The organism is Nocardia rhizosphaerihabitans, assembly GCF_014646295.1.
Lineage (GTDB): Bacteria > Actinomycetota > Actinomycetes > Mycobacteriales > Mycobacteriaceae > Nocardia > Nocardia rhizosphaerihabitans.
The window spans coordinates 137185-151375 of sequence record NZ_BMNE01000004.1 but is presented as its reverse complement, the minus strand read 5'-3'; the positions used below and the strand labels follow the sequence as shown (position 1 = coordinate 151375).

The following is a 14191-nucleotide window of genomic DNA, read 5'->3' as shown; positions in this document are numbered from 1 at the left end:
GCAATAATATCCTTCGTGCAGCCCACAGAGCAGCCCTCCCCGGACGACATCGTGGTCGACCTGTTGGTCACTGCCGGTCGGCTCACCCGGCTCGCCGGGACGATCAGCGACGACGATCTGCCCCGCGCGGTTCTGCGCGCCCTCGCCGTGCTCGACGAACACGGTGGCCTGCGGGTCAGCGACTTCGCCCGGATCGATCGATGTTCCCAACCGGCGGCAACGGCGCTGATCGGTCGGCTCGTCGCCGACGGCTTCGCCTCCCGCACCAGAGACCCGCAGGACTCCAGGGCGGTTCTCATCGAACTGACCCCGGCGGGCCGGAACCGCCTCGTCGAGGCCAGGCGCGCCTTCGCGGCCGCCATGGCTCCCGGACTGGCCGATTTCGATCTCGATCGCCTGATCCGGCTCGACACCGACATGAACGACCTGCTGACAGCCCTGCGTGCGGTTGCCCGCGGTCATCAGTGAAGCAGGAGCGCCAGTGAGCATCCCCGAGTTGACTCGCGCCGACGACGACACCGCCGCCGCAGCCACCACCCCGTCCGGACAGCCCAAAGCCGTCTGGGCCGTCGCCTTCGCGAGCGTGATCGCGTTCATGGGCATCGGCCTCGTCGATCCCATTCTCAAGCCGATCGGCGAACAGCTGCACGCGAGCCCGTCGCAGGTCTCGCTGCTGTTCACCAGCTACATGGCAGTCACCGGTGTGGCCATGCTGATCACCGGTGTCATCTCCAGCCGCTTCGGCGCCAAGAAGACGCTGCTGTCCGGCCTGGCGATCATCGTGGTGTTCGCCGCACTGGCGGGCATGTCGAGCACGATCGGCGAGATCATCGGCTTCCGCGCGGGCTGGGGTCTGGGCAACGCGCTGTTCATCGCGACCGCGCTGGCCACCATCGTCGGCGCGGCCACCGGCGGCGTCGCCAAGGCGATCATCCTCTACGAGGCCGCGCTCGGTATCGGCATCGCGACCGGTCCACTGCTGGGTGGTCTGCTCGGCGGCATCAGCTGGCGCGGACCGTTCTTCGGTGTGTCGGTGCTGATGGCCATCGCCTTCGTCGCGATCGTCGTGCTGCTGCCCGAGATGCCCAAACCGGCCGAGCCGACCTCGATCACCGCGCCGTTCAAGGCACTGCGGCACAGGGGCCTGCTGACGGTCAGCATCACCGCGCTGCTCTACAACTTCGGCTTCTTCACCCTGCTCGCCTACACCCCGTTCCCGCTGGACATGGGTACCTACGCGATCGGCTTCATCTTCTGCGGCTGGGGCATCCTGCTCGCGCTGGCCTCGGTGTTCCTCGCGCCGAGACTGCAGGCGCGCTTCGGCACCCTGCCGATGATGGCGCTCTCGCTTGCCCTGTTCGCCGCGGATCTCGCGGTGATGGGCATGTTCGCCGAGCACAAGATCGTGCTGATCGTCGGCGTCGTCATCGCGGGCCTGTTCCTCGGCGTGAACAACACGCTGATCACCGAGGCCGTGATGATCTCCGCGCCGGTCGAGCGTTCCACCGCCTCGGCGGCCTACAGCTTCGTCCGGTTCGCCGGTGGCGCCGCGGCGCCGTGGGTGGCGGGCAAGCTCGGTGAGCACAGCGTCTCGCTGCCGTTCTGGCTCGGCGCCGCCTTCACCGCCGCCGCGGTCGCGGTCCTGTTCCTCGGCCGCAGCGCACTGGCCCACATCGACGACCACGACCCGGCCCCGCACAGCATCGAGGAAGCCCAGGCCATCACCGTCGGCGACTGAGTTCTTGGAGCGCTGGCGCGCTCGAGGTCGCGGCCCCTCCTGTCCCGCCGGTCAGGCACCGTTGCTTGCTCCTTCGTCGCCTACGCAACGGCACCTGACCGGCGGGACGGCCGCGACGGCCGACTGCGTCGGCCTGCCCTCCTCGAGGTCGGGCGGACGGGGCTGGGAATCGAGCGACGGCGCGGTCGCGGCGTAGCGTCGAGCACATGAGCGACGACAAGCGCGGGCGGGTCAGGGTCGAGCAGGCACACAAGCGCGTGCGGGCTTATCTCGACGGCAGACTGGTGGCCGACACGCTGCGGCCCCTCCTGGTCTGGGAGGTCCCCTACTACCCGACCTACTACGTCCCGCTGACCGATGTCAGAGCGGATCTGGAACCGAACGGGATCGGCGAGCACTCCCCCAGCCGTGGCGAGGGCACCGGCTACGACGTGGTGTGCGGCGGCCTGCGCGCCGACGGAGCGGCACTGCGCTACCTCGACTCACCGCTGCCCGACCTGAAAGACGCTGTCCGCCTCGACTTCGCGAGGTTCGACTGGTTCGAGGAGGACGAACCGATCTTCGTCCACCCCCGTGACCCGTATTCCCGGGTCGACATCCTTGGCAGTTCGCGCAATGTGCGGGTGGAGATCGACGGCGTCACCGTCGCCGACTCGTCCTCGCCGCGCATCCTCTTCGAAACCGGCTTGCCCGCACGGTATTACCTGCCGCTACCCGATGTCCGGATGGACCTGCTGACAGCCTCCGACACACACTCCAGGTGCCCGTACAAGGGCACCGCCGACTACTGGAACGTCCAGGTCGACGGCACCGAACACCCCGACATCGTGTGGATCTACCGCGCACCGCTGCCGGAGAGCCAGAAGATCGCGGGCCTGGCCTGCTTCTACAACGAGAAGGTCGACATCTACCTCGACGGCGTCCTCCAGGATCGCCCGCACACCCCGTTCAGCTGACTACTCGGGCACCTCGAGCACGCCCTCGTCGACCGCCCATTTGATGGACTTCTCCAGCGACGGACACGATTCCGGCCTGCCCGGTCGCGCGCCGTGCGCACTGAGCTGGGCGAAGACCGGGCAGTGCGTGTCCGGCGGTTCGGTCCACTGCACCGAAGTCTGGTGCGCGCTGGACTTGCGCACCAGGACCTCGGCCTGGCAGGCCTGACACCGCAGCGGTGTCAGGCCCTCGTCCAGGTAGCGCTGCTTGTCGACCGTGGTCTGGGCCCGCACCGCGGCCTGCCGCACGGGCTGATCGGCGAAGTCGGGTGCCTTGGCCCAGGTCGGTGGCATGGTTACACGCCCGCTTCGGCTTCTGTCTCGGCCTTGCGGCGCAGGTTCTCCGCCACCTCGGCCTCCCACGCCTGGTTGGCCTTGGTGGTGTCGACCTCGAACTCGAAGCGCTGGGTCATCTTCTCGGTGACATCGGCGATATCGACGTAGAACTGCTCGTACCAGCGGCGCAGCTGGTAGACCGGGCCGTCCTCCTCGCACAGCAGCGGATTCTCGACCTTGGACTTGTGCTTCCAGATCTCGACGTCCTGCAGGAAGCCGTCGCCGAAGAACTCGGTCATCGAGGCCGCCAGCTTCTCGGCGGTCGCGTCGTCGATGCCCTTGGGCTTCTCGACGGTCAGGCCGTACTGGAGCACGAACTCGTCCTGGCTGACCGGGTAGTGGCAGTTGATCAGCACGACCTTGATCTCGTATCCGCCATAGATGTTGACCAGCGGATTGATCATGTAGGACGGGCCGAAGTACGACGCCTCCGACTTCAGCAGCGTCTCACCGCCGTACTTGGCCGCCATGCCGATGTCGGGGCGGCCCTTGGTCTCCAGGAACTGCGTCGCCACATGACCCTCGAAGACGTTCTTGAAGTACGTCGGGAAGGCATAGTGGATGTAGAAGAAGTGCGCCATGTCCACGACGTTGTCGATGATCTCGCGGCAGTTGGAGCCCTCGATGCGCATCGTGTTCCACGTCCACGGCGTCCAGCCGCTGTCATGATCCTCGCGCGGATTGCCCTCGGAGTCCGTGTAGGGACCCTCGATGTGCGGGATCGTGACCTCGGCGGGCGGCTCGTTGCCCTCGTGGTCGTGCCAGATGAACAGCTGGCCGTTGCGCTCGAGCGTCGTCCACTTCCTGGTGCGGGCCAGCGGCGGAACGCGGCGCGCGTAGGGAATCGACGTGCACTTGCCGCTGGCGCCCCAGCGCCAGTCGTGGAACGGGCAGGCGATGTCGTCGCCCTTGACCGTGCCCATGCTCAGGTCGCCGCCCATATGCCTGCAGTAGGCATCGAGCACGCGGATCTCGTCGTTGGTGTCGGTCCACACCACGAGCTTGGTCCCGAAGATCTCGATCGCGTGCGGCTTGCCGTCGCGGAACGACGAGGCCAGGCCGACACAGTGCCAGCCACGCGCAAACCTCGTCGGCGTGGTGCCGACATCGAGTTCCCTCACCTTGGGGTTGACTGCCATCCCGAACCCTCCTTGTTCACTAGAACACGTTACAAAACGAGGCCGCTTCACGCCAGCTGTCCAGCGAACTTCGCTCCACGCCCCTGTTATATCCGAGGTAGGGCGATCTTCTCGACAGAAATGAGAACCTGTTCTAATCTCAGAGTCGAACAAGAACCGGTTGTCGATCCGACAAGGCAGGAGCGGGCTCCGAAATGACGCAAGAAGTGACCGAACGGGTCGAGGCACTGCTGCCGACACTGCGTGAACGTGCGCAGGAGGCCGAGGACCTGCGCCGCATTCCCGACGAATCCATGAAGGCGCTGCAGGAGACCGGCTTCTTCCGGCTGCTCCAGCCCAAGCAGTGGGGTGGCCACGCCGCCGACCCGGTCGTCTTCTACGACACCGTGCGCAAGATCGCCAGCGCCTGCGGGTCCACCGGCTGGGTGGCGGGCATCATCGGCGTGCACAACTGGCACCTCGCGCTGTTCGATCAGCAGGCCCAGGAAGACGTCTGGGCCGAGGACACCGACGTGCGGATCTCGTCCTCCTACGCCCCGATGGGCGCAGGCCAGGCCGTCGACGGCGGCTACATCGTGCGCGGCTCGTGGGCCTGGTCCTCGGGTTCCGATCACGCCACCTGGGCGGTCCTGGGCGGTCCGGTGATCAAGAACGGCAAGCCGGTCGACTTCGGCAGCTTCCTGATCCCGCGCTCGGACTACCGCATCGACGACGTCTGGAACGTCGTCGGCCTGCGCGGCACCGGCTCCAACACCGTGGTCGTCGAGGACGTCTTCGTCCCGTCGCACCGCTTCCTGAGCTTCCGCGCGATGAGCGAGGGCCGCGCGCCCGGTCTCGAGCAGAACACCGACGCGGTCTACAAGATGCCGTGGGGCACCATCCACCCCACCACCATCTCCGCGCCGATCGTGGGCATGGGCTACGGCGCCTACGAGGCGCACGTCGAGCACCAGGGCAAGCGCGTGCGCGCGGCCTACGCCGGCGAGAACGCCAAGGACGATCCGTTCGCCAAGGTGCGCGTGGCCGAGGCGGCCAGCGACATCGACGCCGCGTGGCGTCAGCTCTCGGGCAATGTCGCCGAGGAGTACGCGCTGCTGCTGGCAGGCGAGGAAGTGCCGTTCGATCTGCGCGTGCGCGCCCGCCGCGACCAGGTCCGCGCGACCGGCCGGGTGATCGCCTCGATCGACAAGCTCTTCGAGTCCTCGGGCGCGACCGCCCTGGCCAACGGCACTCCGCTGCAGCGCTTCTGGCGTGACGCGCACGCCGGGCGAGTGCACGCGGCCAACGATCCCGAGCGCGCCTACGTCATGTACGGCACGCACGAGTTCGGCCTGCCCGTCACCGACGCCATGGTGTAGCCGATGACTCGAACCGCGGAAATCACCTACGAATCGACCTCCCGCTACGCGCAGGTCACCCCCGAGCTGAAGCTGCACTACCACGAGGCGGGCGTCGGCAACGGCCCCACGATCGTGCTGCTGCACGGCGGCGGGCCCGGCGCCTCGGCGTGGTCGAACTTCGCCCGCAATATCCCGGTGCTGGCCGAGAACTTCCACGTGATCGCGCTCGACCAGCCCGGTTTCGGCAAGTCCGACAAGCCGGTCGACCACCCGCAGTACTTCGTGCACGCGTCCACCGCACTGCTCGCGCTGCTGGACCACCTGCAGATCACCGACCGCGTGCACCTGCTGGGCAACTCACTCGGCGGCGGCACCTCGGTGCGCTTCGCCCTGGACAACCCCAAGCGCGCGGGCAAGCTCGTGCTGATGGGCCCGGGTGGGCTGAGCACCAACCTGTTCGCGCCCGACCCCACCGAGGGCGTGAAGCTGCTCTCGGCGTTCAGCTACGCGCCGACCAGGGAGAACCTGGAGAAGTTCCTGCGGATCATGGTCTTCGACCAGTCGCTGATCACCGAGGAGCTGATCGACGAGCGGTTCGCCCTGGCGAGCACTCCCGAATCGCTGGCCGCCGTGCGGGCGATGGGCAAGTCTTTCGCCGGCGCCGACTTCGAGAAGGGCATGCTCTGGCGTGACGCGTACAAGCTGCGTCAGCCGGTGCTGCTCATCTGGGGTCGTGAGGACCGGGTCAACCCGCTCGACGGCGCGCTGGTCGCCACCAAGGTCATCCCGCGCGTGCAACTGCACGTGTTCGGCGGCTGCGGGCACTGGGCGCAGCTGGAGAAGTTCGACGAATTCAACCGGCTGACGGTCGATTTCCTCGAGGAGAAGCAATGAGTATTCGTGCCCTCGGCTACATGCGCATCGAGGCCACCGACATGGCGGCCTGGCGCGAGTACGGCCTCAAGGTGCTCGGCATGATGGAGGGCTCCGGGCTCAACCCCGACGCGCTCTACCTGCGCATGGACGATTTCGCCGCCCGACTGGTGATCGTCCCCGGCGAGCATGACCGCCTGCTGGTCTCGGGCTGGGAGGTCACCGACGCGCGTGGCCTGCAGCAGCTGCGCGAGACCCTGGACAAGGCCGGGGTCGACTACACCGAGGGCACCAAGGAAGAGCTGGGTGAGCGCCGCGTCGAGGGCATGATCCGGTTCCAGGATCCGTCCGGGAACACCCTCGAGGCGTTCTACGGCGCGCAGTACCTGGGCCGCCGCTTCGTGAGCCCCTACGGCCACAAGTTCGTCACCGCCGAGCAGGGCCTGGGCCACGTGGTGCTGACCTGCACCGACGATGCCGCGGCGCAGGCTTTCTACCAGGACGTGCTCGGCTTCCGGCTGCGCGACTCCATGCGTCTGCCACCCCAGATGGTCGGCCGACCCGCCGACGGCGACCCGGCCTGGCTGCGCTTCTACGGCTGCAACCCGCGCCACCACGCGCTGGCGTTCCTGCCGCTGCCGAATCCGACCGGCATCGTGCACCTCATGGTCGAGGTGGAGAACTCCGACGACGTCGGCCTCTGCCTGGACCGCGCGTACCGCAAGAAGGTGAAGATGTCGGCCACCCTCGGCCGGCACATCAACGACAAGATGCTGTCCTTCTACATGAAGACTCCCGGCGGATTCGATATCGAATTCGGCTGTGAGGGACTGGAAGTCGACGACGACGACTGGGTCGCCCGCGAATCGACCGCGGTCAGCCTGTGGGGTCACGACTTCACCGTCGGATTCAAGCAGCAATAGGAATGGCGGCGAGGGACATGACCGAACAGATACCGGCGATCGACGGCCGGCAATTTCGTAATGTGCTGGGGCAGTTCTGCACCGGCATCACCGTGATCACCGCACTCGATCCGGCGGGTGAGCCGATCGGCTTCGCCTGCCAGTCCTTCGCCGCCCTCTCGCTCGATCCGCCGCTGGTGCTGTTCTGCCCCACCAAGGGGTCGCGCTCCTGGGCGGCGATCGAGGCGGCCGGCAAGTTCTGTGTGAACGTGCTCGCCGAGGAACAGCAGCCGACCTGCGCGCGCTTCGGCTCGCGCGAGACGGACAAGTTCGCCGGAGTCGCCTGGCACACCTCCGAATTGGGTGTGCCCGTGCTCGACGACTCGCTGGCCACCATCGAGTGCACGGTCGACTCGGTCGTCGACGGTGGTGACCACTACATCGTCATCGGCCGGGTCCAGGCGCTCGCGGAATCGGAGACCACCAACGGTCGTCCGCTGCTGTTCTACCGCGGTCAGTACACCGGCATCGAGCCGGACAAGACCACCCCCGCGCCCTGGCGCGCGGATCTGGACCATTTCCTCACGACCACCAGCCTCGACACCTGGCTGTGAGTCTCCCGGTCGCGGGCGCGCACACAATGCGCGGCCGCGATCGGCTTTTTAAGTGCTCATTCGGTGAGCACTTTGCGGCGGATCATGGTTCGTATGAGCATCGACTACATCACCTGCGCCGAAGCGAGCGACTGGGATTCGTGGCTGGCCGCCCATCACGACACCGCGGGTGAGGTCTGGGTGCGGATCGCCAAGAAGGGCGCCCCCGAGCCATCGGTGACGATCACCGAAACCCTCGACGGCGCCCTCTGCTACGGCTGGATCGACAGCCATCGGCGAGGCCTCGATGCCCACCACTACCTACAGCGTTACTCCCCGCGTCGGGCCCGCAGCCCATGGTCGCAGGTCAACGTGGCCAAGGCCGAGGCCCTCATCGCGGCCGGGCGGATGCGGCCCGCCGGGTTCGCGGCGATCGAAGAAGCCGTCGCCGATGGCCGCTGGGCGGGAGCCTACGAGCGTCAGCGCACCGCCGAAACCCCCGCCGACCTCATCGCCGCGCTCGCCGACGCGCCCGAAGCGCGAGCCGCTTACGCCGCACTCGGCCGCTCCGACCAGTACCGGCTGTTCCTGCCGATCCTCAAGGCGAAGACCCCCGCTGAACGTGCGATGCGGATCGCCCAGGCCGTCAACGCCTTGTAGCGCAACGAGATCGCGGGCGCGCGCCGAGCACTACCAGCGTCGCCGGTACGCAGGCCGGTCCGTCGGCCGCGGCGAGCGGGCGGTGCGCCGGCCAGTCCGTCAGACCTCTTTGATCAACACCGCGCGGGTGTAGAGCAACGAGAACCCTCGGCCCTGTGCGTTCCGTTGCGACATGGAGCCGGGCTGAGTCGTGATCACCGCGAGGTCGCACCCCGCTGCCACCGCCTCGGTCAGGCGCGCCGACAGGAGTGCGGTCTGAACCCCGTGCCTGCGGTGCGCGGGCAGGGTCGCGGCACCCGCGAGCGCCGCGACGCCACCGCCGGCGCGCATGCTGGCGGCACCAGCGGGCTCACCGTCCCGATAGGCGACATAGCGACGGGTGTCGTCGACGGAAGCCATGTCTCGCATCACCGCGGCGATCGCCTCCCGCGGAAACTCCTCGTGCGAGGGGACCCCCTCTTCGTCCGGATGCGCGAATCCGTCGACCACGACATCGAGCCAAAGATCGAACCCCTCCTCGTCACGGCGCACCTCGACCCGCTCGGGACCCGCCCAGGTCCGACCGGCCAACTCCATTCCGAGCACATTCTCGAACGACATCAACCGATACCCCCGCCCGGTCAACTCCACCGCGATCCGCGGATCCCCCAAGTGCGCCAACTCCACCTGCACCGGCGCCCCCACCTCCGCGTACGCCCCTTCCACCGCCTCCCACTCCCCCACCGAAGGCACCCCACCGAACCCAACCCCCACCACCTTGTTCAACGGCGACCCCTCCCCCGCGAAACACGCCGCCCCACCAGCGAACTCCCGCACGAACCCCCCACCACCCGGCACCCGCCCAACCCTCACCCGAGCCGCCCCGGCAATGGCATCGGCCTCCAACCGCTCGACCCGCGCCGCCATCTCGACCCCACAGAACAAAGTCCCCGCAGTTTCACCCATGACTCACTTATATCGCCCTTGTCCAGCGACTTTCGCGAACACAAAGGCAGCCGTGTGACGCATGTGGTGTCTGGTACGAACTTCGAAGCTCGCGCGCGGTGCGCCGCTTCTTCCTCCGCGACAGCACCAGTCGGAATATGCTGCCCGACAGCGCTACCCACCCTCGGCGACTACGGTGGCGATCATCATGTCCACCAACCACCACCGATGACCGCGCTACGTCTGAGGCGGGCACTGGACTCCTTGCGTGGCCTGGCCGTCGGAGACGCTTTCGGTGCCTGCTGGGCAGCCGATTCCGCTGTGATGACCTCCCCGCTGCCCACCGGCCCCTGGTTGTGGACCGACGATACCGAGATGGCCTGCTCGATCGTCGATGTCCTCGCCCGATTCGGGCGCATCGACCAAGATGCCCTGGCCACCTCCTTCGTCACGCACTACGACATCTACCGGCGATACGGCCCGGGAACCAACCGCATCCTTCGCCTCCTCCGTGCCGGCCGCGGCTCGTGGCGCGACCTCGCGCCACGAGCCCGCAACGGGCAGGGGTCATGGGGCAACGGAGCCGCCATGCGGATCGCCCCGCTCGGCGCGTACTTCCTTCGCCGACGACATCGACCGCGTGATCGCCGCGGCGACCGCTTCCGCGGAGGTCACCCACACCCACCCCGACGGAATCGCGGGAGCGATCGCCGTCGCTGTCGCCGCGGCAACCGCAGCCACCTACTCGCCCACCGAAGAATGGCTGGACCACGTCATCGAGCACACCCCGGACGGCACCGTCCGCCGAGGGATTCGATACGCCGGGAAACTCCTGACCAGCACCGACCCACACCTCGCAGCCGCCGAACTCGGCAACGGCGCACAGACATCGGCCGCCGACACCGTCCCCTTCTGCCTCTGGACAGCAGCCAACCACCCCGCCGACTTCCCCCGCGCCCTCCGCACCGCAGCATCCACCGGCGGCGACACGGACACCACCTGCGCCATCGTCGGCGGAATCCTCGCCACCCGAACACCCCCACCCGGCATGGACCAACCGCTGCGAACCCCTCCCCACCTGGCTCCTACCCCCACCCTGAACCAAGATCACCACGCTCTGGTGGCGGGCTGCTCTCGGCCGATGCTCACACCACAGCGTGGTGATCAATCGTCCAGCGCTCAATGGGCTAGCGGGTGGGGCGCCAGGGGATTCGGCCGTTGCCGTCGCCGGTGGGGGTCCATTGTTCGGACCAGAGGGGTTGGAGGGACTCGGCTAGGAGGGCACCTTCGGTGGTTAGTTCGTAGGCGCCTCGGGGGCCATTTTTGGTGGTGAGGCCGGCGGATTGGAGTTGTTGCAGGCGAGCGGAGAGCATGTTTGACGAGCAATTTCCCATGCGGCGGCGGAGGTCGAGGAAGCCGAGGGGGCCGGATTCGAGTTTCCAGATGACGCGCAGCATCCAGCGCTGACCGAGGAGGTCGATCGCGGGTTCAGGCGACGCGGGGGCGCACCTGGACTACGAGGTCGGCGTCGAGGGCTCGAGCGAGGCGCTCGAGTACGGGCAGGCTGGGGACCATTCCGCCCGCTTCGAAGCGGGCGACCGCGGACTGCGTCAGCAAGATAGTCATGCGGAAATGGAACATCCGAAGGAGAGGTGCCCAGGATGTCAGGGCGCTGGCGGATCCGGTCGCCCGGAAACGCCAAACGGCGTGACCCGGGTGTCGGGTCACGCCGTCGGGGGTGTGGGGTCAGGCTGAGGCGTTGGCGGTGGCTTCGCGCTGGAGTTCCAAGGCGATGTCGATGAGCTGGTCTTCCTGGCCGCCGACGAGCTTGCGCTTGCCTGCGCGGACGAGCATTTCGGCGGCGGAGACGCCGTAGCGGTCGGCCTGGCGTTCGGCGTGACGCAGGAAGCTGGAGTAGACGCCCGCGTAGCCCATCATCAGGGCTTGGCGGTCGAGGAGGCATTCCGACGGCATGGCCGGGCGGACGACGTCCTCGGCGGCGTCGGTGACGGCGAAGAAGTCGACGCCGGTCTTGATGCCGAGCTTGTCGCAGACGCCGATGAAGGCTTCGACCGGCAGGTTGCCGGCGCCCGCGCCGAAGCGGCGAGCCGAGCCGTCGATCTGCGTGGCGCCCGCGCGCACGGCGTAGACCGAGTTCGCCACGGCGAGGCCGAGGTTCTCGTGGCCGTGGAAGCCGACCTGGGCGTCGTCGCCGAGTTCGGCGACCAAGGCCGAGACGCGGTCCGACACCTGCTCGAGGACGAGGGCGCCCGCGGAATCGACGACGTAGACGCACTGGCAGCCCGCGTCGGCCATGATGCGGGCCTGCTTGGCCAGGTTCTCCGGCGTGGTGGAGTGGGCCATCATCAGGAATCCGACGGTCTCCAGACCGAGTTCGCGCGCGAGACCGAAGTGCTGGATCGAGACATCCGCCTCGGTGCAGTGGGTGGCGATGCGGCAGATGGACGCGCCGTTGTCCTGGGAGATCTTGATGTCTTCCTTGACGCCGACGCCCGGCAGCATGAGGAAGGCGATCTTGGCCTGCTTGGCGGTCTCGGCGGCGGCCTTGATCAGCTCCTGCTCAGGGGTTTTCGAGAAACCGTAGTTGAACGAGGAACCACCGAGACCGTCACCGTGCGTCACCTCGATGACCGGGACACCCGAACCGTCGAGGGCGGCGACGATATCGCGTACCTCGGCCACGGTGAACTGGTGCCGCTTGTGATGCGAGCCGTCGCGCAGCGAGGTGTCGGTGACACGCACATCGAGTTCGCCCGAGAAGGGCTTCAGGATATTGCTCATGGTCGAATCTCCTTACACCCGAGCCGAGATGATCTGGTCGGCCAGCACGTCACCCACGCGGGTGGCGGCGGCGGTCATGATGTCGAGATTGCCCGCGTACGGCGGCAGGAAGTCGCCGGCGCCTTCGACCTCGACGAAGATCGACACCTTCGCCATGCCACCGGAGATCACCGACGGGTCGTCGAACTGCGGATCGTTGAGCAGCCGGTAGCCGGGCACGTACTCCTGGATCGACTTCTCCATGCGGAAGATGCTCTCGGCGATGGCATCCCGATCGGCGTCCTCCGGAATGGCGCAGAAGATGGTGTCGCGCATGATCATCGGCGGCTCGGCCGGGTTCAGGATGATGATGGCCTTGCCCCGCTGCGCGCCGCCGATGGTCTCGACGCCCTTGGAGGTGGTCTTGGTGAACTCATCGATGTTCGCGCGAGTTCCCGGACCGGCGGACACCGAGGACACCGACGCCACGATCTCGGCGTAGGCCACCGGCACGACGCGGGAAACGGCCGCCACCATGGGAATCGTGGCCTGGCCACCACAGGTGATCATGTTGACGTTCGGCGCGTCCCGCAGCGAATCCAAGTTCACCGGGGGAATCACGGCCGGGCCGACCGCGGCCGGGGTGAGGTCGACGGCGCGGATGCCGGCGGCCTCGTATTTCGGCGCGTACGCACGGTGCACGTAGGCGGAGGTGGCCTCGAACAGCAGATCAGGCTTCTCGTCGAGGGCGAGCAGCCAGTCCGCGCCCTCGGCGGAGGTTTCCAGACCAAGCCCGCGCGCCCGCTTCAGCCCTTCCGAGTCCGGGTCGATGCCGATCATCCAGCGCGGCTCGATCTTGTCCGAGCGCAGCAGCTTGTAGAGCAGATCGGTGCTGATGTTGCCGGACCCCACGATCGCGGCGGTGACTTTGCTGGTCACGGTGTACTCCTTGGGAAGTCTGGTTCAGCTGAAACGCAAACGGACGGAACCGAGTCCGGTGAACTCGGCGAGGAAGTCGTCACCGGGGCGGGCGTCGATGGCGCGGGTGCAGGAACCGGGCAGCACGATGTCGCCCTTCTTCAACCGCACCCCGAACGTCGCGACCTTGCGCGCCAGCCACGCGACCGCGATCACCGGATCACCGAGGACGGCGTCACTGCGCCCCTCGGCGATGACCTCGCCGTTGCGGGTGAGCACGGCATCGATGGCCTTGATGTCGATGTCGCCGGGCGCGACGCGCTCCTTGCCGAGCACGAAACCGGCCGAGGAGGCGTTGTCGGAGATGGTGTCGGCCAGGCCGATCTTCCAGTCCTTGATGCGCGAGTCGATGAGTTCGATCGAGGGCGCGTACGCGACGGTCGCGGCCAGCACGTCGGCCTCGGTGCAGTCCTCGCCGGGCAGGTCGGCGCCGAGCACGAACCCGACCTCGACCTCCACGCGCGGCAGCAGGTACTTCGAGGTGTCGACGGGGACATCCTCGAAGACCTCCATCTCGGCGAGCAGGTGACCGTAGTCGGGCTCGTCGACACCCATCATGTCCTGCATCGCCTTCGACGACAGCCCCACCTTGTGGCCGACGATCTTGGCGCCCGACTTCAGCCGGCGCTGGATGTTGAGCAGCTGGATCTCGTAGGCATCGACAACATCGATGTCGGGAAACCGGTCGACGAGCGGCGAAACAGCGACCCGGTCGTCTTCGGCGCGGGCCAGTTCGTCGGCGAGTTGAGTTCGTACCGCGTCGGGCAGCACGCGGACCTCCTTGGCAGCACGGGGCGTGGATACCAAAACTGTAACCGGTTTCCCGGATGAGCTTCAGCCGTTCTTCCGGTGAATATAACGCAGTCACCGGTGATTTTTGCAACGTGTTCCGCCATTGGGATGGCGCAACTACGGGACCATTCTATAACGTG

At 67.4% G+C, this 14191-nt stretch carries 16 protein-coding genes and 1 pseudogene; 9 read left to right on the top strand and 8 right to left on the bottom strand.

The window, feature by feature from the left end; all coding sequences use genetic code 11:
- The first annotated feature begins 15 nt into the window (after positions 1-15).
- The 3 genes from IEY60_RS18275 to IEY60_RS18265 all read left to right on the top strand — a co-directional run bounded on the left by IEY60_RS18275 (position 16) and on the right by IEY60_RS18265 (position 2694).
- Entirely contained in the window at positions 16-468 is a 453-nt protein-coding gene (locus IEY60_RS18275; RefSeq protein ID WP_189029832.1) for a MarR family winged helix-turn-helix transcriptional regulator, read from the top strand.
- Positions 469-487: 19 nt separating this feature from the next.
- The gene (locus IEY60_RS18270) at positions 488-1738 is read left to right on the top strand and encodes an MFS transporter (RefSeq protein WP_229740014.1); all 1251 of its coding nucleotides are present in this window, start codon (positions 488-490) and stop codon (positions 1736-1738) included.
- 206 nt (positions 1739-1944) lie between these two features.
- The gene (locus IEY60_RS18265) at positions 1945-2694 is read left to right on the top strand and encodes a DUF427 domain-containing protein (RefSeq protein WP_189029830.1); all 750 of its coding nucleotides are present in this window, start codon (positions 1945-1947) and stop codon (positions 2692-2694) included.
- Here IEY60_RS18265 and IEY60_RS18260 read toward each other — a convergent pair whose 3' ends face one another.
- Both IEY60_RS18260 and IEY60_RS18255 read right to left on the bottom strand, forming a co-directional pair.
- Entirely contained in the window at positions 2695-3027 is a 333-nt protein-coding gene (locus IEY60_RS18260) for a hypothetical protein (protein ID WP_189029828.1), read from the bottom strand.
- A gap of 2 nt (positions 3028-3029) precedes the next feature.
- Positions 3030-4208, bottom strand: coding sequence for a 3-ketosteroid-9-alpha-monooxygenase, oxygenase component (locus IEY60_RS18255; RefSeq protein ID WP_189029826.1), 1179 nt, complete (start codon positions 4206-4208; stop codon positions 3030-3032).
- A 194-nt stretch (positions 4209-4402) separates the two neighbouring features.
- On the opposite strand from IEY60_RS18255, the gene hsaA reads away from it, so the two are divergent.
- From hsaA to IEY60_RS18230, 5 genes are all read left to right on the top strand, one after another.
- Positions 4403-5566, top strand: coding sequence for a 3-hydroxy-9,10-secoandrosta-1,3,5(10)-triene-9,17-dione monooxygenase oxygenase subunit (hsaA, locus tag IEY60_RS18250; protein WP_189029824.1), 1164 nt, complete (start codon positions 4403-4405; stop codon positions 5564-5566).
- 3 nt (positions 5567-5569) lie between these two features.
- Positions 5570-6442: a 4,5:9,10-diseco-3-hydroxy-5,9,17-trioxoandrosta-1(10),2-diene-4-oate hydrolase gene (gene hsaD, locus IEY60_RS18245; protein WP_189029822.1), complete on the top strand. Its 873-nt coding sequence runs from the start codon at positions 5570-5572 to the stop codon at positions 6440-6442.
- Positions 6439-7344: an iron-dependent extradiol dioxygenase HsaC gene (gene hsaC / locus IEY60_RS18240; protein ID WP_189029820.1), complete on the top strand. Its 906-nt coding sequence runs from the start codon at positions 6439-6441 to the stop codon at positions 7342-7344. The genes hsaD and hsaC overlap by 4 nt, the downstream gene beginning before the upstream one ends.
- A 17-nt stretch (positions 7345-7361) precedes the next feature.
- Complete coding sequence (gene hsaB, locus IEY60_RS18235) at positions 7362-7937, top strand: 3-hydroxy-9,10-secoandrosta-1,3,5(10)-triene-9,17-dione monooxygenase reductase subunit (protein WP_189029818.1); 576 nt, start codon at positions 7362-7364, stop codon at positions 7935-7937.
- Between the two features lie 93 nt (positions 7938-8030).
- Complete coding sequence (locus tag IEY60_RS18230; RefSeq protein WP_229739932.1) at positions 8031-8576, top strand: YdeI/OmpD-associated family protein; 546 nt, start codon at positions 8031-8033, stop codon at positions 8574-8576.
- Between the two features lie 99 nt (positions 8577-8675).
- On the opposite strand, the gene IEY60_RS18225 is transcribed toward IEY60_RS18230, so the two are convergent.
- A complete protein-coding gene (locus IEY60_RS18225; RefSeq protein WP_229740013.1) occupies positions 8676-9500 on the bottom strand; it encodes a GNAT family N-acetyltransferase in 825 nt (274 codons plus the stop codon).
- 228 nt (positions 9501-9728) lie between these two features.
- Here IEY60_RS18225 and IEY60_RS36735 point away from each other — a divergent pair.
- Positions 9729-10473: pseudogene (locus IEY60_RS36735) on the top strand (ADP-ribosylglycohydrolase family protein); the annotation flags it as partial.
- A 214-nt stretch (positions 10474-10687) separates the two neighbouring features.
- Here IEY60_RS36735 and IEY60_RS18215 read toward each other — a convergent pair.
- The 5 genes from IEY60_RS18215 to IEY60_RS18195 form a co-directional block, all read right to left on the bottom strand.
- Positions 10688-10981, bottom strand: coding sequence for a winged helix-turn-helix transcriptional regulator (locus IEY60_RS18215; RefSeq protein ID WP_268241486.1), 294 nt, complete (start codon positions 10979-10981; stop codon positions 10688-10690).
- Positions 10982-10988: 7 nt separating this feature from the next.
- Positions 10989-11126 (bottom strand): helix-turn-helix domain-containing protein, encoded by a 138-nt coding sequence (locus IEY60_RS18210; protein WP_229739931.1) that lies wholly within the window; start codon positions 11124-11126, stop codon positions 10989-10991.
- Positions 11127-11246: 120 nt separating this feature from the next.
- Positions 11247-12302, bottom strand: coding sequence for a 4-hydroxy-2-oxovalerate aldolase (gene dmpG / locus IEY60_RS18205; RefSeq protein WP_189029812.1), 1056 nt, complete (start codon positions 12300-12302; stop codon positions 11247-11249).
- 12 nt (positions 12303-12314) lie between these two features.
- Complete coding sequence (locus IEY60_RS18200; RefSeq protein WP_189029810.1) at positions 12315-13220, bottom strand: acetaldehyde dehydrogenase (acetylating); 906 nt, start codon at positions 13218-13220, stop codon at positions 12315-12317.
- A gap of 24 nt (positions 13221-13244) precedes the next feature.
- Entirely contained in the window at positions 13245-14030 is a 786-nt protein-coding gene (locus IEY60_RS18195) for a 2-keto-4-pentenoate hydratase (RefSeq protein WP_189029808.1), read from the bottom strand.
- Between the last annotated feature and the right edge of the window lie 161 nt (positions 14031-14191).